This is a genomic window from Fodinicola acaciae, assembly GCF_010993745.1.
Classification (GTDB): Bacteria; Actinomycetota; Actinomycetes; order Mycobacteriales; family HKI-0501; genus Fodinicola; species Fodinicola acaciae.
Map to the genome: position 1 here is coordinate 1118795 of NZ_WOTN01000001.1, position 17999 is coordinate 1136793.

General features: G+C 68.6%; 11 protein-coding genes. 8 read left to right on the forward strand and 3 right to left on the reverse strand.

All coding sequences use genetic code 11. The features are described from left to right. The first annotated feature begins 6 nt into the window (after window positions 1–6). From GNX95_RS05140 to GNX95_RS05160, 5 genes are all read left to right on the forward strand, one after another. Window positions 7–1305, forward strand: coding sequence for an aspartate aminotransferase family protein (locus tag GNX95_RS05140; RefSeq protein ID WP_163505984.1), 1299 nt, complete (start codon window positions 7–9; stop codon window positions 1303–1305). A 31-nt stretch (window positions 1306–1336) separates the two neighbouring features. Next, window positions 1337–3925 carry a glycoside hydrolase family 20 zincin-like fold domain-containing protein gene (locus GNX95_RS05145; RefSeq protein ID WP_163505985.1) on the forward strand — a complete coding sequence of 863 codons (2589 nt, stop codon included), beginning with the start codon at window positions 1337–1339 and terminating at the stop codon, window positions 3923–3925. A gap of 67 nt (window positions 3926–3992) precedes the next feature. After that, window positions 3993–4385 carry a hypothetical protein gene (locus GNX95_RS05150; protein ID WP_163505986.1) on the forward strand — a complete coding sequence of 131 codons (393 nt, stop codon included), beginning with the start codon at window positions 3993–3995 and terminating at the stop codon, window positions 4383–4385. An 88-nt stretch (window positions 4386–4473) separates the two neighbouring features. Then, window positions 4474–6330: a molecular chaperone HtpG gene (gene htpG, locus GNX95_RS05155; protein WP_163505987.1), complete on the forward strand. Its 1857-nt coding sequence runs from the start codon at window positions 4474–4476 to the stop codon at window positions 6328–6330. A 21-nt stretch (window positions 6331–6351) separates the two neighbouring features. Then, the gene (locus tag GNX95_RS05160) at window positions 6352–7413 is read left to right on the forward strand and encodes a sialidase/neuraminidase family protein (protein WP_163505988.1); all 1062 of its coding nucleotides are present in this window, start codon (window positions 6352–6354) and stop codon (window positions 7411–7413) included. Window positions 7414–7417: 4 nt separating this feature from the next. Here GNX95_RS05160 and GNX95_RS05165 read toward each other — a convergent pair whose 3' ends face one another. After that, complete coding sequence (locus tag GNX95_RS05165) at window positions 7418–10051, reverse strand: AfsR/SARP family transcriptional regulator (protein ID WP_163505989.1); 2634 nt, start codon at window positions 10049–10051, stop codon at window positions 7418–7420. A gap of 85 nt (window positions 10052–10136) precedes the next feature. Continuing rightward, window positions 10137–10658: a hypothetical protein gene (locus GNX95_RS05170; RefSeq protein ID WP_163505990.1), complete on the reverse strand. Its 522-nt coding sequence runs from the start codon at window positions 10656–10658 to the stop codon at window positions 10137–10139. A gap of 94 nt (window positions 10659–10752) precedes the next feature. On the opposite strand from GNX95_RS05170, the gene GNX95_RS05175 reads away from it, so the two are divergent. Next, entirely contained in the window at window positions 10753–13512 is a 2760-nt protein-coding gene (locus GNX95_RS05175; RefSeq protein WP_163505991.1) for an AfsR/SARP family transcriptional regulator, read from the forward strand. Between the two features lie 177 nt (window positions 13513–13689). Continuing rightward, entirely contained in the window at window positions 13690–15135 is a 1446-nt protein-coding gene (locus tag GNX95_RS05180) for an amino acid permease (RefSeq protein ID WP_163505992.1), read from the forward strand. 5 nt (window positions 15136–15140) lie between these two features. Here GNX95_RS05180 and GNX95_RS05185 read toward each other — a convergent pair whose 3' ends face one another. After that, entirely contained in the window at window positions 15141–16766 is a 1626-nt protein-coding gene (locus GNX95_RS05185; protein WP_163505993.1) for a glycoside hydrolase family 13 protein, read from the reverse strand. A gap of 80 nt (window positions 16767–16846) precedes the next feature. On the opposite strand from GNX95_RS05185, the gene GNX95_RS05190 reads away from it, so the two are divergent. Next, window positions 16847–17998: an ROK family transcriptional regulator gene (locus GNX95_RS05190; protein WP_163505994.1), complete on the forward strand. Its 1152-nt coding sequence runs from the start codon at window positions 16847–16849 to the stop codon at window positions 17996–17998. Window position 17999: the final 1 nt, after the last annotated feature.

Here is a 17999-nt window from a genome sequence, read left to right on the forward strand (position 1 = left end):
AACGACATGCCGAGCCGGGTCCGTGCCGAGCAACTGTACGCGCGTGCCTGCCGCACGATCGCCGGCGGCGTCTCCAGCGACGCGCGGCGGATGGCCGGCACGCCGTTGTTCATCGACCGCGCCGCTGGCGCGCAAATGTGGGACGTGGACGGAAATCGGCTGCTCGACTACGTGCTCGGCCAGGGACCCAACCTGCTCGGCCACGCGGCTCCGGTGGTGGTGAAGGCGGTCACCGAGCAGGTCGCGCGCGGCGTCGCGTACTCGGCGCAGCACGAGCTGGAGGCCGAGGTCGCCGAGCGGATCTGCGCGATGGTGCCCGGAGCCGAGAAAGTCCGCTTCAACACGGTCGGGTCGGAGGCCGTACACGGCGCGCTGCGGCTGGCGCGCGGCCTGACCGGACGGCCGAAAATCGTGAAGTTCGAAGGAAACTACCACGGTTGGCTCGATCCGGTGCTCTACAGCGTGCACCCTGACCTCGCCTTGGCCGGCGAGGCGGCACGGCCGAACGCGGTGCCGGGCTCGGCCGGGCTGACGCCACATGCCGGCGACGATCTGATCGTGTTGCCGTACAACGATCTCGCCGCCGTACGCGCGTGTTTCTCGCGGTTCGACGGTCAGATCGCCGCGGTGATCTGCGAGCCGTTGCTGTGCAACACCGGCGCGATCATGCCGGTGCCGGGTTTCCTCGAAGGGCTGCGTGATCTCTGCACGTCGGCCGGCGCGTTGCTGGTCTTCGACGAGATCATCACCGGTTTCCGGCTGGCCGCCGGCGGCGCGCAGGAGTTTTTCGGTGTCACACCGGATCTGGCCGCCTTCGGCAAGGCGATGGCCGGTGGCATGCCGGTGTCCGCGATCGCCGGCCGCGCGCCGGTGATGGACGCGATCGCCGACGGCCGGGTCGCGCATGCCGGCACGTTCAACTCGCAGCCGGTCGCGATGGCCGCGGCCGCCGCCGTGCTGTCCACATTGGACGAACAGCGCGACACGATCTATCCACCGATGCACCAGGTCGGCCAGTGGCTGATGGCCGGCATCCGCGAGGCCGCCGAGCGGCACGACCTACCGGTGCTGGTCTCCGGTCCAGGCGCGGTTTTCCAGGTCTACCTCACCGAAAGTTCGGACGTACGCGACTACCGTGACTTCGCCGCGTGCGACCGGCCGCGGATGGCGCGGCTGCACGAGCTGCTGCTGGATCGTGGCATCAACACCGTGCCACGCGGCCTGTGGTTCCTGTCGACGGCACACACGGCCGCGCACGTCGAGGAGACGCTGCAGGCCGTCGACGAGGCATTCGCCGTTCTCTAGTGGGTTTCACCGTTCTCTAGTAAGGAGAGCCATGTCCACACGAAGACTTTCGCGCTGGATCGTCTCGATCGGTGTGGTCGCCACGCTGGTCGGGGCGGGCCTGACCGCGACGCAGGCGGCGGTGGCCGGCCTGCCGGAGACCGTGCCGAGCCTGCAGTCGGTGACCGCGGCCGCCGGAGATGGCTTTGCCTGGACCGGAAACGGCCGCATCGTGGTGAACGCCACCGCCGACAGCCAACTCGCCACCGACGCGCGTACGTTTGCCGACGACATCGCCGGCGGACTCGACGGCGTCACACCGGCGGTGGTGTTCGGCGCGCCGTCGACAGCGCAGCCGGGGGACATCACGATGTCGCTCGGAAACGCCGACAACCGACTCGGCACCGAAGGATATGGCCTGACGATCGCGCCGGTGCTGGCGATCAGCGCGCCGACCGAGACCGGTGCTTTCTGGGGGACGCGTACCGTCCTGCAGATGCTGCGGCAGAAGCGTACGCTGCCGGCCGCGAGCATCGCGGACTGGCCACGCTACAAGGTGCGCGGCATTTCGGTGAGCCTGGACAGTTTTCCGGCCGGCTGGTTCGTCAACCTGGTGCGGGACATGTCGTACGTGAAGCTGGACGTGCTCACCACCGGCTCGGCGCTGTCCGGCCTGACTGACGCGCAGATCCTGCGGATCCAGCAGGTGGCCAAGCAATATCACGTGCAGTTCGTCGGCTGGTTCAACACCACGCATTACAACGCACCGCCGAAAACACCGACCGTGCCACCGGACTACCAGCTCAACGTGGTGCCGTGCCGGTGCGGAGACCAGGGCTGTGAGTCGTGTCCGGGTCCGAGGCCGTCACCGACCACTCTGGACATCACCAAACCGGACGCGGTGAAGTGGGCCACCGACCAGATCGAGCACTATATGAGCCTGCAGACAGCGCCTTACTGGCATGCCGGCGGCGATGAATATCCGATGTGGTTCCTGCGCAACGACAAGGTCACCTCGGCCAACGCGCCGCAACTTTACGCGGCGGCCAAAGCGAAATATCCGTCCGAGCTCTATCCCGCCGCGGCCATGTACAACGACGTGTTCAACCAGGTCGACACGATCGCCAAGTCGCACGGCAAGCAGATGTGGATGTGGAACGACGACCTGGTGCCGACGCAGGCGGTCAAGGTCAACCCGGACGTCGTCATCGATCACTGGATCGCGTACGGTCTGACGCCGGCGCAGTTGATCGCCGATGGCCATCACCTGATCAACTCCAACCAGGATCATCTCTATTTCAACGAGCACCAGCCGAACGCCAAGAACGCCACCGACGCCGACCTGTGGACCTTCGACCCGCGAGTTTTCCACGGAGAGCAGACGATCCCGGCCGACAGCCCCAACATGGACGGCATCAAGCTGGAAACCTGGCACGGCGGCATGCACGAGCCGCCCGGTCCGCTGGAGCAGGATCTGCTGATCCTGGACCGGCCGCTGGCCGAGCGCGCGTGGGCCACCGCCAAGCCGACGAGCACGATCCAAGCCGCGCGTACGCTTTTCGCGGCGATCGGCCGCGCGCCAGGTGTGGTGCAGACACCGGCCGCCGGTGACCCCGGCGCCAGCTCGACGACCGGCTCGCCGGCGGTCGTCTACCTCGGCTCGCAGCAGGTGTTCTTCGTCGGCGCCAACGGCCAGCTTCGGCGCCGTTTCTGGAAAGCCGGCTACACCGCCGTGCAGGAGGTGGCGGTCGCGACGGACGCGCCGGTCACCGGCCGGCCGCTCGCGTACGTCGGCAGCAACCAGGTCCACGTCTTCGCGATCGGCACCAACGGACACGTGCAACACGCCTGGTACGAGCCGACCGCGAACGTCTGGTACCACGACGACTGGACGGTCAAAAGCGGTGCCACGGCGGCGATTTCCGGAGACCTGGCCGGTTTCTCGTACGGTAATCAACAACATGTCTTCGCGCGCGGCGCCGACCATCAACTGCAACACCTCTTCTACAACGGCAGCACACAGAAAGTCGTGACCGACAGCTGGAAAGGCGACATCGCCGGCAACCCGATCGCGTACGTTTGGGGAAAGACGCAGAACGTCTTCGCGGTCGGCTCCGACGGCGCGCTGCACCAGTGGTGGTGGCAGCCGAGCGATCCGGCGCATCTGCAAAACCGGAACCTCGGCGGCCAGTTTGGCGCGGACGCACGTCCGTACGGCGCCGACTCTCAGGAAAACGTGCAGGACGTGGTGATCCGCGGCACCGACAACCACCTGCGGCTGTGGTCGTACGACCAGATCGCCGGCACCTCCGGCTGGCGTGACCTCACCGCTCTGACCGGCGTATCGGCGGCCGGCAACCCGCTGGAATTCACCTACGGCGACGAACGCCACGTTTTCGCGCGCAACCTGGCAAACGACCACCTCGCACACATCATCGTGCACCAGGACGGCCTGGTCGCGGCGGACGACTGGACGACGGCGGCGATCGGCACACCGGACACTGTCGCCGGCGATCCAGCCGGTTTCAACTTCGAAGCCAAGGAACAGCACGTTTTCGCCACCGACCCGGCCGGGAAGATGCACCACTGGTTCTGGCTGGCCAGCGACCACCGTATCCACCAGGACAACTGGCCGTCATAGCGCGGCTTTCTCTCGATGCGATAGTGAGAGCATGTCTCGACGCGTCCCATTTCCACTCCGAGACCAGGTGCCACAGTCGCTGCGCGACGTCATCCTGGACTTCCACTGGGATGTCGACCTGCTGCGCGCTCTGGACCTTCCGAGACACGTCATCGCGACACACGAGCTGGCTTGGCACCTGAGCCTGCCATTCTGGTCCGTGAACGGAGTTCCTTTCCAGGTCTCACCAAACGAGGTTGCGGCGGATCCCGCGCGGCACCAATCGCAGTGGGAACGCACTCAAGCCGCCGACCTCCGGCACCCGGTGGATGCCTACCTACGTGAAGATGGTCAAATCGTGATCCTGGACGGCATCCACCGACTGCTGAAGGCTTCGCTCCAAGCTCGGCCGTGCATGATCGTGCGCGTCATGGCGATCCATGACTTCGACGCCATTGCCGTCACCGCACTGTCACCGTGAACACAGCGGTTCGACCGCGTTCGACGAGAAACAGACGCTGACTCACCCATCGGCCGCTCGGTTCCAAGCGCGGCCTAAAATCGCAGGTATGACCAAACCGATCGAGACGCATGAGTTTCAGTCCGAGGCGCGCGAGCTGCTCCGGTTGATGATCCACTCGATCTACTCGAACAAGGACATCTTTGTTCGCGAGCTGATCTCGAACGCCTCGGACGCACTGGACAAACTGCGGCTGGAGGCTTACCGGGACAAGGAGCTGGACGCCGACACCTCCGACCTGCACATCGCCCTCACCGTCGACGAGCAGGCGCGTACGCTCACGATCACCGACAACGGCATCGGCATGAGCCGTGACGAGGTGGTCGGCCTGATCGGCACCATCGCCAGGTCCGGCACGGCCGACTTTCTGCGCCGGCTCAAGGAAAGCAAGGACTCGCAGGAGCTGATCGGACAGTTCGGCGTCGGCTTCTACTCCAGCTTCATGGCAGCCGACAGGGTCACCTTGGTGACACGCCGCGCTGGCAGCGACGAAGGTGTGCGGTGGGAATCGGAAGGCGAGGGGACGTACACCGTCGAGCCGGTGTCGGACGCGCCGCAAGGCACCGCGGTGACGCTGCACCTGAAGCCGGCCGACGCGGAGGACCAACTGGCCGACTACACGTCGGCGTCGACGCTGCGTACGATCATCAAACGCTATTCCGACTTCATCCGGTGGCCGATCCGAATGAGGTCGGCCGACAACGCCACCGAGACCGTCAACTCGATGAAGGCGTTGTGGGCCAGGCCGCAGTCGGAGGTGACCGACGCCGAGTATCACGAGTTCTACAAGCACATCAGCCACGACTGGAGCGATCCGCTCGAGACGATCCGCATGCAGGCGGAAGGCACGTTCGAATACCAGGCTCTGCTGTTCGTCCCCTCGCGCGCGCCGCTCGATCTTTTCATGCGTGACCGTAAACGCGGCGTACAGCTCTATGTGAAGCGCGTCTTCATCATGGACGACTGCGAAGCGTTGATGCCGGAATACCTGCGTTTCGTGAAAGGTGTCGTCGACGCGCAGGACCTCTCGCTCAACGTGTCGCGCGAGATTCTGCAGCAGGACCGGCAGATCCAGCTCATCCGGCGGCGGCTGGTGAAGAAGGTGCTGTCGACGGTGAAGACCATGATGACCGACGATGCAGAGCGCTACGCGACCTTCTGGCAGCAGTTTGGCAAGGCGGTCAAGGAAGGTCTGCTCAGCGACAGCGAAAACCGTGACGCGCTGCTGGACATCTGCTCCTTCGAGTCGACGCACGACGCGTCCGAGCAGACGACGTTGCGCCAGTACGTCGAGCGGATGAAGGACGGCCAGCAGCACCTCTATTTCATGACCGGCGCGTCCCGGCAGGCCATCGAGAACTCGCCGCATCTGGAGGCCTTCCGCGACAAAGGCTACGAGGTGCTCGCGCTGACGGATCCGATCGACGAGATGTGGGTCGACGCGGTGGACGGCTTCGACGGCAAGCAGTTCCAGTCGGTCGCCAAAGGTGCGGTGGATCTCGGTGCTGAGGAAGAAAAGCCGGACAGCGACGAGTTCGCCGAGCTGTTGGCCTGGATGAAGGAATCGCTCGGCGACGCCGTCAAGGACGTACGCCTGTCGGCGCGGCTCACCACCTCGGCGGCCTGCATCGTCGGTGACGCCGACGACCTCACGCCGGCCATGGAGAAGATGTATCGCGCGATGGGGACGTCGTTGCCGCCGGTCAAGCGGATCCTGGAGGTCAACGGCGGCCATCCGCTGCTGACCGGCCTGCGCGAGGCGCTGGCCGCCGGTGCCGACAAGGCGAAGCTCGGCGAGACCGTCGAGCTCGTATACGGCATGGCGCAGCTGGCCGAAGGCGGCGAGCTCGACGACGCGCCGCGGTTCGTACGCCTACTGTCCGACCGGCTGGGACAATCCCTGTAAGCGGATCTACGGAAGTGCGCCATGACGCGTCGTAAGCTTGGCATCGCCGCCGCGGCGGTCGTCGCGCTCGCGGTGGTGATCGCCGGCTTCGTCATGGCGGTCCGGCCGGCGGCCGTGGTGGCCGACACCGCGGTGCCGGTGCACGGATCCGTTGTCACCAAACAGATCCAGCCGCCGGCACGGTCGTATCCGTGCATGTTCTTTCCGGTCACCGACAAGCTGGTCTTCCATCTCTTCTTTCTCGGCGGTCCCTGCGATGTCGATGACGATGGTCTGCATTACGCGGTGACCGCCGACGGCGGCCGGACCTGGCGCTATTACCAGGCACCTGGCCAGCGCGGCAGCTGTGTCGGCATCCGGCCGCTCGGTCCGCACGACGCGCTGATGTGCGACTACGTCACGCATGACGACGGCCGCAGCTGGAGCCGCCGGCCAGGTGCCGCCACCGTCGACGCCGTGCCGCCGGGATGGTTGGTCTGGCCGTCGATCGGCGACAATGCCGTGCTGACCGCGATCAATCCGCACACCGGCCAGGAGGCGCAGCTGGCCGGCCGCGGCGGCATCGGGATGGTCACCGACGACCAGGCACCGATCCTCGCGCCGGACGGCTCGCTCTGGCTGGTCGAGCGTACGACGCCAAACGGCGGCACCGCGCGGATCAGTCCCGATCGTGGCCGGAGCTGGCGGCCGGTGCTGCTGCCCGCGCCGTTCCAGCGCACGCCGGTCGAGTCGTTGATCACGACCGACGGCTACGTCGGTTATGCGATGACGCGCGACGGTCTCACCGGCCTGGCGATCTTCCGCAGCTCTGACGGTGGTCGGAGCTGGACGACCGTACGCCGCCACGTCACGGATTCGCTGAGCGACCTGCTGCCGGGACCCGGCGGCAGCGTCGTCTCCAACGCGAACGGCAGGCCGGTGATCAGCACCGACGGATGTCGTACGTTCCAACCGATCCCCGGTGCGATCGGCAGCCTCAGCCGGACCAAGCTCGGCGAGTACGTGCTCGGCGACGGCGACTTCCGCCAGGTGAGCGTTTCCGGACCGTCGTTGACGTTTACGACGATCAACGCGCCGCTCTAGACCACTAGCCAGTGGCGACGCGCAGGAGCGTGCTGCGGTGCCACTCGTCGGCGCCAGCGGCCGCGAAGACCGTCGCCGCGGCGTTGAGGTGGTCCGCGGAGTGCTCCGCGTCGATGTCGGCGAGGGTCAGCAGCGCACGACCTTCGGCCTTACGCTGGCCGGTCTGTCGCGCCAGCCGGATCGCACTGTCCACAGTGGACCACGCGGCATCCCGGTCGCCGGCCGCCAGCTGTGCCTCCGCCAGACCGCGTACGGCGCCAGGCTCGGACCGCGGATCGCCGAACGCACGCGCCAGCTCGACGGTCCTGGCGGCCAGGTGGACGGCTTCGCCGGCGCGTCCTTGGTGCACGTAGAAGGCACGGATCGCGCGTAAGAACATGATGCGCAGCTGCCGTACGTTCGCCGGCACCAGCGCTGCGGCCTCGTCCAGAAGGTCGATCGCCTCGCCGGCTCGGCTGGCGCGGAGCGCGGCGGTGGCGAGGCGGCCGAGGTCGTACGCCGCCGCGGTGACGTCGTCGGCCTCGGCGAGCAATGCCTGAGCCTGCCGCAGGTCAGCCGGCCTCGACCAGCCGGGTTGGCCGAGCCGGTGCTCGCGGATCGCCGAGCGGCCGAGCCGCATGACGCGTTCGCGCGCGTGACCGAGCCGTTCGAACAGCAGCGTGTGCTGCCGGCTGACCGACCCCGGCACGGAGTCGAGCCGCAGGCCGACGCTCACCGGGACCGGTCGCAGCCGCGTCGTGCCGACCGCGAGCCGCCAGCTCAGCTCGTCCAGGCCTCGGCCGGTCGCGTCGGCCATCGCGGCCGCGACGGTGTGCCGCTCGGACCGCAGCCAGTCGGCGGGTCCGCTCGACAGGCCGCGGACCAGCCGCTCGTACGCGCGTCGCACCGCAGCGGTGAGCTCGGCCGGCGGTTCCTCGATCTCCGCGCGTTCGGCCGCGTACAACCGGATGAGGTCGTGAAAGCGATATCGCGGCTGGCCGGCGGCGTCGGTGCCGAGTGGCTGGATGAGCTGCGCGTCGACGAGCCGTTCGGCCAGCTCTTCGGCGTCATCGGCATCGGTGTCCAGCAACGCGGCGAGCGTCCACGGCGCGACACCGGCCGGCGCGTCCAGCAGGCCGAGCCGGCGAAACGCGGTGCGCAGCCGCGGCGGCAGGTCGCGATAGGACAGCTCGAAGCTGGCGCGCACGTGCCAGTCGTCGCCGTGCAGCTGGTCGAGCCGGCCGTGTTCGCCGGTGAGCCGTTCGGCCAGCTCCGCGAGAGTCCAGGCCGGCCTGGTGGCCAGCTTCGCCGCGGCGATCCGTACGGCCAGCGGCAACCGGTCGCAGAGCCTTGCCAACCGCCGCGCGGCGGCCGGTTCGGCGGCGATGCGGTCCGCGCCGATCACATCGGACAGCAGCGCGATCGTCTCGTCGTCGGTGAGTACGCCGAGCGGCACGAACCGGAAGCCGTCGGCGACCAGTCCGGCGAGCCGCCGCCGAGCGGTCACCACGACCGCGCATCCTGGACCGGCCGGCACTAGCGGCCGCACCTGTTCCGCGGACACCGCGTTGTCCAGCACGATGAGCAGCCGCCGCTCGCGTACGGTGCTGCGGAACAACGCGCAGCGCTCGTCGGTGTCGGCCGGCACGCGGCCGGCCGCGACGCCGAGCCGCGGCAGCAGCCGGCCGAGTGCCGCACTTGCCGTCAGCGGCTCGTCGTGACCGCGCAGGTCGACGTAGAGCTGGCCGTCCGGAAAGCGGTCGGCGACGCGGTGCGACCAGTGCAGCGCGAGCGCGGTCTTGCCGACGCCAGGCACGCCGGTGACCAGCGCGGCCGGCATCGATGCCTCGAGCGCGGACAGCTCGGCAAGCCGTCCGGTGAAGGTCGCCGGCGCGGCCGGCAGCTCGGCCGGTGTCGGCGGCGGCGATTCTGGCAGGTTGCCGGCGCGGATCGCCTCGGCCAGCCGGCGCAGCCGTGGTCCTGGCTCCAGGCCGAGGTCGTCGGCCAACGACCGGCACGCGTCTCGATACGTGGCCAGCGCCTCGGCCGTACGACCCTGCCGGTGCAGCGCGGTCATCAGCTGCGCTCGCAGGTCCTCGCGAGACGGATGCTCACGCACCAGCGACTCCAGCTCACCGACGACCTCGGCGTGCTGGCCGAGCACCAGACGTGCTTCCACCAGCTCGGTCGCGACCGCCTGTCGCTGCTCGTTGAGCCGCGCGGCTTCCTCGCGTACGAGCGGTGAATCGCCGAGCGTCGCGTACGCCGGTCCGCGCCACAGCCGCATCGCCTCGTCCAGCAGCGCGGCGCCGGCCTCGACATCGCCGGCGACCACACAGGCTCGGCCGCGCGTCGCCAGCCGGTTGAACGCCGTGGCGTCCAGCTCCTCCGGCCGTACGCGCAGGCTGAGGCCGGCCGCCTCGCGGCGGATCCGGTGCGCGCCGACGGCCTGTCGCAGGTGATGGACGTAGATCCGCAGGCTGCCGGCGGCCGACGGTGGCGGGTCGGCACCCCACACGACGTCGATGAGCGTGTCGACCGCGACAGCGGTGTTCGGCCGGCACAGCAAGGCGGCGAGCAGGGATCGCAGCTTCGGCGACAGCTGGACCGGACCGCCGGATCGGCAGGCCTCGAACGGTCCCAGGACGTTGAACTGCACGGCACCCCCCGTGAGTGCGTCAGGCTCTCTTTACCAGCCTCACCGTCTCACGGGTCGACAAGTCGGGTCTAGACCCATTCAGATATCAACGATTCCTCAACGCTGGCGGTGTATCCGCTTGCCAGGCCACGACATCTCGGGACGCCAGCAACAGGATGGCCGCCACGCTCAGGCAGCCGGCGGCAAGGAAGCAGAGGCAGACCGCGGCGCCGCTCCAGTCGAAATACCGCAGGTTGAAGGCGGTGTTCACGACGAAGAACGCGAACCGGCTGGCGCCTTCCCAGACCGCCGCACCGAGTACGGCGAACTGCGCGACCCGCAGCCACACACCGCGCCGGACGATGACAGTGGCGAGTACGCCGAACGCGACCGCCTGCAGCAGCGCGAGGCCGATGGCCACGCCATAGCTCGCCACCGACTGGTAGAGACCGCTCGTGACGCGCCGTGTCACGACCAGTCCGATCCCCGCGACGAGATCGAGCAGGATCACCGCGGCCAGCAGGACCGCCGCGACAGCCAGCAGCCATCGCAGCGTGGTGATCGCACGTGGCCGCTGTGGCGCGGTGCGCTGGGGGAGAACGCCAGGTATGTCGTAGTCGGGGTGCATGAAGGTGCTTCTCCGTCTTTCGCCGGGGCTGACGTGCGCGAGTGTGGGATGGTGCTGTTGAAGGTTCGTTGTCGTCGGCGTGAACGGTGGTGGCATGCGGTTCGGCGTGCTCGGTCCGCCGGAGGTGTCGAAGCGGACCGGACCGATACGCCTCACGCCAAAGCTGCGCGCACTGCTGGCGGCACTGCTGACCAGGCCAAACGCGACGGTGCCGGCAGGCGAGCTGATCGACGCGGTGTGGAGCGGCGCGCCGCCGCCGTCGGCCTCGGACAGCCTGCGCATCTACGTCCACCAGCTGCGCCGAGCGCTCGGCGACGCCGACCGGATCGTCCGTACGCCGACCGGCTTTCGCCTGGTCGTAGGCACCGGCGAGCTGGACGCCGCCGGCTTCGAGGAGCTGGTGGAGGCGGCCAAGGCGAGCGGCGACCTCGCGGACCGCGCGCGGTTGCTCGCCGACGCGCTTCGTGACTGGCGTGGACCGGCCTTCGCCGGACTGGCGGATCTGCCGGTCGTCCGCGAGGAGGCGGCGCGGCTGGACGACCTGCGCCAGACCGCCGCGGCCGACCGGATCGACGCCGAGCTGACGCGCGGCCGGCACGCGGCCGTCGTCGCCGAGGTCGCCGGTCTGGTCGAGCAGCATCCGTACGCCGAGCGGCTGCGCGGCCAGCTGATGCTCGCGCTCTACCGGCTCGGCCGGTCGGCCGAAGCGCTCGAGGTCTTCCGTGCCGACTGGCAGCTGCTGGCCGTCGATCTCGGCCAGCAACCCGGTGCCGCGCTGCGCGAGTTGGAGCACGCGATCCTGACCAACGATCCGGCGCTGGATCCGGAGCCGGCGCGGACCGTGCCGCGTGAGCTGCCGCCAGACCTCGCCACCTTCACCGGCCGGGTCGCCGAGTCGCGATGGATCACGCGCGCGCTGGAAAGACATCCAGTGGTGGCGATCTCCGGTCCTGGTGGCGCGGGCAAGTCGACGCTGGCGATCCACACCGCGCACCAGATCGCCGGCCGGTTTCCGGACGGCCAGCTGTACGTCGACCTGCACGGCTCGACGCCGGACGTACGACCGCTGGAGCCGGCCGAGGTGCTGGCGCGGTTTCTCCGGTCGCTGGGGCTGCCGGCCGGTTCGGTGCCAGCCGGCGAGGTCGAGGCAGGCGCGCTTTTTCGCAGCCTCACGCACAACCTGCGGCTGCTGGTCGTGCTGGACAACGCGTATGACACGGCTCAGGTGCGGCCGCTGCTGCCTGGCGGTGCGACCTGCGCGGTCCTCGTGACTGGGCGCCGCGCGCTGACCTCACTGGACGCGGCGACACACCAGCTCGACGCGCTCGACCACACCGAAGCGGCGGCTTTGCTGAGCCGGATCGCCGGCGCCGGCCGGCTGGCCGCCGATCCAGCCGCGGCCGACGAGGTCGTACGGCTCTGCGGCCGGCTGCCGCTGGCGATCGGCATCGCCGCCGCGCGGCTGGTGACGCGGCCACGCTGGACGGTCCGTACGTTGGTGGACCGGCTCGCGGTCGAGGACCGCCGGCTGTCCGAGCTGGCGGCGGACGACCGGAGCGTACGCACCAGCTTCGCGGTCAGCTACGCCGACCTCGCGACACCGGCGGCCGCGCGGATGTTCCGGCTGCTCGGACTTCTCGACGGCGTGGACGTGTCGGTGCCTGTGGCGGCGGCCATCGCGGACGTGCCGGTCGACCGTGCCGAGACGCTGCTGGATGAGCTGGTCGACGTGCAGCTCGCCACCACCTCGCACACCCGTCGTTACCGGCTGCACGACCTGCTTCGGCTGTTCGCGAGGGAACGCGCGGCGGCCGAGGAATCCGCCCACGAGCGGACCGAGGCACGGCTTCGGGCGATGCACTGCTATGTCGGCTCGGCAACGTCGGGGTTGCGCACGATCATGCCGGCGTACGAGTGGCGGCTGCGCGTCGCGCCGGTCGACAAACCGCGGCATGCCGGCGTACGGCTGAGCACCGCGGCTGAGGTGACCGCGTGGTTGGCGGCCGAGCGCGAAAACCTGCTGGTCACCGCCGGTCGGGCGGTGCGCGACGATCCCGAGTTGGTGATGAACCTGGCGGCACCGCTCAGCCTGCTGCTGGAATATCGCGGCCGGTGGCGCGACCACCTGTCGCTCGCCGAGCTGACCCGGCGTGCCGCCGAGCAGACCGGCGATCCGTTGCATGGCGCACTGGCCGGCAACGACCTCGGTTGGTCGCTGATGACACTCGGCCGGATCGAGGAGTCGTTGGGACCGTTGGAAAACGCCGTACGTGCGTGGCGGCGCGGCGGAAACGGTGACGGCGAGGCACTTTCGTTGCACGGCCTCGGTGCCGCGCACCGGTTGCTCGGCCGGCAGGAGAAGGCGTTGGCCATCCTGCGCGAAGCCGTCGCGGTCGCGCGGCGATGCGGGAACATCGCTCGCGCCGCGTCCTGCCTGACGACGATCGGCTTGACATACCAGTCGGTCGGTGCGTACGAGCAGGCGGTGCGCACGCACACCGAAGCCGTTGCGCTGTCCGGCAAATGTGGCATCTGGATCAACGAGGTGATGACCCTCGGCGGCCTCGCCGAGGTGCGCCGGCTGACCGGCGATCCGGCGCGCGCCGCCGAGATTTTCCAGCAGGCACTGGAAACCGGCCGCGCCAGCGGTTATCGCGGCACCTACTGGGAAGCCGAGCATCTGTGGGGACTCGGCCGCGCTCGGCACGACCAGGGCCTGGACGGCGCCGAATGCTGGCGCGCCGCCGCGCGTATCCTGTGCGATCTCGGCCTGATCCAGGCGTCCGAGCGCGCGGCGATCGACCGCGGCGACCATCCCGACACGCCGATGGTGATCGCCGAACGACTGGCCTGATCAGGCCGCGGTTTTGCGCTGTAGCCGCTGGCCGACTCGCCGTACGCGCACGGCGATCGCAGAATGAGTCGACACCAGGAGCGTGTCGGTTGTGGCTGGCGGCTAGGCTGTCGGCCTTCGGCCCGACACGCCCGTCTTTGTTGACAGCAAAGCAAAAGGTAAGGAGTCCTTTACGCGATGGCGCAACGCGCGGAAGACACCGGCAAGCTGGGATACCAGTCCAGGACCGACCTGACGGTATTCGAGGACGAGGGATACAAGAAGGGCCTGGGCAACCGCCAGGTGCAGATGATCGCCATCGGCGGGGCGATCGGCAGCGGGCTCTTCCTCGGCGCCGGCGGCCGGCTGCACAGCGCCGGTCCCGCGTTGATGCTGGTGTACGCATTGGCCGGTGCCATCGCGTTTCTGGTCGTGCGGGCCATGGGGGAGATGGTCATGCACCGGCCGACCTCCGGCTCCTTCGTGTCATACTCTCGCGAGTTCATCGGCGAGAAGGCGGCCTATTTCGCCGGCTGGATGTATTTCCTCAACTGGGCCTGCAGCGGCATGGGCGACGTGACCGCCGCCGCCGTATACGTCAAGTTTTTCGCGCCGGACGTTCCACAGTGGATCCCGGCGCTGATCGCGCTCGGCGTGGTGCTCGCGGTGAACCTGGTGTCGGTGAAGGTGTTCGGCGAACTGGAGTTCTGGTTTGCCGCCATCAAGGTCGCCGCGCTGGTCGTCTTCATGCTGATCGCGATCGTCACGCTGGTCATGCGGGTCAAGGTCGGCGGCTACACGACCGGTCCGCAGCTGATCTTCGAGCACGGCGGCTTCTTCCCGGCCGGTTTCCTCGCCGTGCTGATGATCCTGCAGGGTGTGGTGTTCGCGTACGCCGGCGTGGAGATGGTCGGCGTGGCCGCCGGCGAGACCGACAACCCGCGGCGCGTCATTCCGAAGGCGGTCAACTCGGTCGGCTGGCGGATCGCCGTTTTCTACGTCGGTTCGGTGCTGCTGCTGGTCATGCTCCTGCCGTCGTTCATCTACAAGGCCGGCGAAAGCCCGTTCGTCACATTGCTGTCCAAGATCGGCGTGCCGGGCGCCGCCGCGATCATGAACCTGGTGGTGCTGACCGCCGCGCTGTCCAGCGTCAACTCCGGCCTCTACACCACCGGCCGCGTGCTGCGTTCGCTGGCGTTCAACGGATCGGCGCCGCGGCTGCTGTCGCGGATGAGCAGGACCGGCGTGCCGTACGCCGGCATCCTGCTCACCGCCACGATCTATCTGGTCGGTGTCGTGCTCAACGCGTTTCTTCCGCACGACGCCTTCGAAATCGTCACCGAGCTGTCCGCGGTCGGCATCATCGGCATGTGGTCGATGATCATGATCGCGCACCTGGCGATGCAACGCGCGGTGGACCGCGGCGACATCGTCCGGCCCGACTTCCGGCTGCCGGGTGCGCCCTACACCAACTACGTGACCCTCGGGTTTCTCTTTCTGGTGCTGGTGATGACCTGGTTCAACGGAAGCACCGGCAAGATCGTCGTCTATTGCATTCCGTTGATCGTGGTCGCCTTGGTCGTCGGCTGGTTCGCCGTACGTGGCAATGTCGAACGGATCCGGCACCACGGCTTCGGCAAATAGCCGCACTAGCGCACGACGACCCAGGCCGTGGTGTTCGCCGGCAGTTTGCCGTCATCAAGCGGGCCGCTGGTGACGGCAACCTCGCCGGCCGGGAGCTCGATGGCGTCCGGGCCGAAGTTGGTCACCGAGTGCCAGCCGTTTGGCCGGACAAAATGCAAAACCGTGTCGGTCGCGTCCGACCACTCCAGCTTTTCGTCTGCCCGCAACGAATGCCGCAACCGCAACGCCTCGCGATAGAACGCCAGCGTCGAGTCCGGGTCGCGGTCCTCGGCCTCCACTGACGACTCGGCAAACCACGCCGGCTGCGGCAGGTGCGCCGATCCCGCGCCGAACCCGTATGACGGGCCGCCGGTCGTCCACGGCAGCGGCACGCGGCAGCCGTCCCGGCCTTTCTCCTCGCCTTCCGAGCGCAGGAAGGTCGGGTCCTGCAGCGCCTCTGCCGGCAGGTCGGCGACCTCGTGCAGGCCGAGCTCCTCGCCCTGGTAGAGATACGCCGAGCCCGGCAGTGCGAGCATCAGCAGGGTCGCGGCGCGTGCGCGGCGCAGACCGAGCTCGCGGTCGAGCGGCGGCTGGGTGCCGCCGGACAGCAGCCAGGCGTTTTCGTCGGTGTCGCGTGGCAGGCCATAGCGACTCGGATGGCGTACGACGTCGTGGTTGGAGAAGACCCAGGTCGACGAGGTGCCGGCGGTCGCGGCCTGCGCGAGGTTGGCGGTGATGATCTCGCGGAACTCGGCGGCGTCGAAGTTTGCCTTCAACAGGTCGAAGTTGAAGGCCTGGCCAAGACCTTCCGGGCTCGCGTAGCGGGCTCGGCGCTCGGCTGTGGAGACCCACGCCTCGGCGACGGCCGTACGCGGCGGGTCGTACTCGTCGAAGATCTTGCGCCACTCGCGATAGATCTCGTGCACCTCGTCCCGGTCCCACAGCCGCGACGATCCGTTCATCAGATCGGCCGAGTCGGCGATGTCGTCCGGCAGTGGATCAGGAAGGTCTTTGGCGAGGCCGTTGGCCACGTCGACGCGATAGCCGTCAACGCCGCGGTCCGACCAGAACCGCAGTGTGGTCAGGAAATCGTCGCGCACCTCGCGGTTTTTCCAGTTGAAGTCGGGTTGTTCCGGCGCGAACAGATGCAGGTACCACTGGCCGTCCTCGACGCGCTGCCAGGCCGGACCGCCGAAGACCGACTTCCAGTCGGTCGGCGGCCGCGAGCCGTCCGCACCGCGGCCGTCGCGGAAGATGTAACGGTCGCGCGCCGGTGAGCCCTTCGGTGCTTTCAGCGCCTCCTGAAACCACACGTGCCGGTTGGAGGAGTGGTTGGGGACGATGTCGACGATCACCCTGATGCCGGCGGCGTGCAGGGCGGCGACCATCTCGTCGAAGTCGGCCAGCGTGCCGAGCTTCGGGTCGACATCGCGATAGTCGTCCACGTCGTAGCCTCCGTCGGCCAGCGCGGACGGATAGAACGGGCTGAGCCAGACCGCGTCGACGCCGAGCGCCGCCAGATACGGCACCCGGGAGGTGACACCGGCGAGGTCACCGATGCCGTCGCCGCCAGAGTCAGCGAAACTGCGCGGATAGATCTGGTAGACGGCCGCCTGCCGCCACCAGTCGGGATCGTGCTGGAGAGGAGACACGACGCTCCTTTAATATAGGCTGTATATTTAATCCCTCGATAAAATCATCGGTCGAAACCGCCGGGAAATCAAGGGGTCCGATGCCACAGTTGATCCGCCAGGTGAACGCGCGCCGCGTGCTCGGCGCGCTGGCCGGCGGCGCCCCGCTGACGAGTACGGAACTGGTCGACGCGACCGGCCTGACGCGCGCGACCGTGCACGCCGTCTGCCAGGACCTGATCGAGCAGGGATGGGTGCTGGAGCTGGAAAACCAGCGCTCCAGCAAGGGCCGGCCGTCGCGCCGGTTCCAGTTCAACGAGCGCGCCGGCTATGTGCTCGGCATCGATGTCGGCGCGGCCAAGACGACCGTGCTGTTGGCCGACCTGCACGGCGACACGGTGGCCAGATCCGGCCTGCCGTTCTCCGACCTGCTGATGCCGTCGGACGAGCGGGTCGACACGATCGACCGCGCGGTGCGGCAGGCGATGGACACTGCCGGTGTCGGCGCGAAGCAGATCCTCGCGGTCACCGCCGGCGTGCCGGCCCCGGTCGACCGCGCCGGCAAGGTCACCACGACCGACCGCTTTTGGGGGATCTTCGACATCGGCCTGAGCGGTGCGCTCACCCGGCGCTATGGCTGGAGCGTACAACTGGAAAACGACGCCAACCTCGCCGCGCTCGGTGAGCGGTGGCGCGGCGTGGCGCGCGGTGTGGACGACCTGATCGTGCTGATCGCCGGCGAACGCGTCGGTGCCGGCTGCGTCGAGTCCGGCCGGTTGTTGCACGGCCGGCAGGGTGGCGTCGGCGAGATGGCCTATCTCAAACAGGTACGCGGCGTCGGCAGTGCCGAGGGGATCGCCGCGCTGGCGAGACAGTGGGGTGCCGAGGCGATCGCCGACAGTCCGCTGCTGACCGCGTACGCGGACGCGGACCCCTCGGCGGTCACCTCGGAGATGGTCTTCGCCGCCGCGGCCAACGGCGACACCGCGGCGCGCGCCGTGCTCGCGAGGATCGCCAGCCGGATGGCCAGGATCGTCGCGAGCCTCGGCGATCTCCTGAACCCCGAGCTCGTCGTGCTCGCCGGCGCGGTCGCCGACTCCGTCGGTGCGCTGCTGGCCGACATCGAGGCGCAGCTGCCGACTTACACGTACACACCACCGCGGCTGGCCGCCTCGATGCTTGGTGACATCGTGGTCGCCACCGGCGCCGTACGGCACGCTCTGGACTGCGTCGAGGCCAACCGGTTGTCCTGAA

Bases quoted from the DNA above. Each gene is read 5' to 3' on its own strand.
- GNX95_RS05140 (WP_163505984.1), top strand. From the start codon at position 7: ATGCCGAGCCGGGTCCGTGCCGAGCAACTGTACGCGCGTGCCTGCCGC.
- GNX95_RS05145 (WP_163505985.1), top strand. From the start codon at position 1,337: ATGTCCACACGAAGACTTTCGCGCTGGATCGTCTCGATCGGTGTGGTC.
- htpG (WP_163505987.1), top strand. From the start codon at position 4,474: ATGACCAAACCGATCGAGACGCATGAGTTTCAGTCCGAGGCGCGCGAG.
- GNX95_RS05160 (WP_163505988.1), top strand. From the start codon at position 6,352: ATGACGCGTCGTAAGCTTGGCATCGCCGCCGCGGCGGTCGTCGCGCTC.
- GNX95_RS05170 (WP_163505990.1), bottom strand. From the start codon at position 10,658: ATGCACCCCGACTACGACATACCTGGCGTTCTCCCCCAGCGCACCGCG.
- GNX95_RS05175 (WP_163505991.1), top strand. From the start codon at position 10,753: ATGCGGTTCGGCGTGCTCGGTCCGCCGGAGGTGTCGAAGCGGACCGGA.
- GNX95_RS05180 (WP_163505992.1), top strand. From the start codon at position 13,690: ATGGCGCAACGCGCGGAAGACACCGGCAAGCTGGGATACCAGTCCAGG.
- GNX95_RS05190 (WP_163505994.1), top strand. From the start codon at position 16,847: ATGCCACAGTTGATCCGCCAGGTGAACGCGCGCCGCGTGCTCGGCGCG.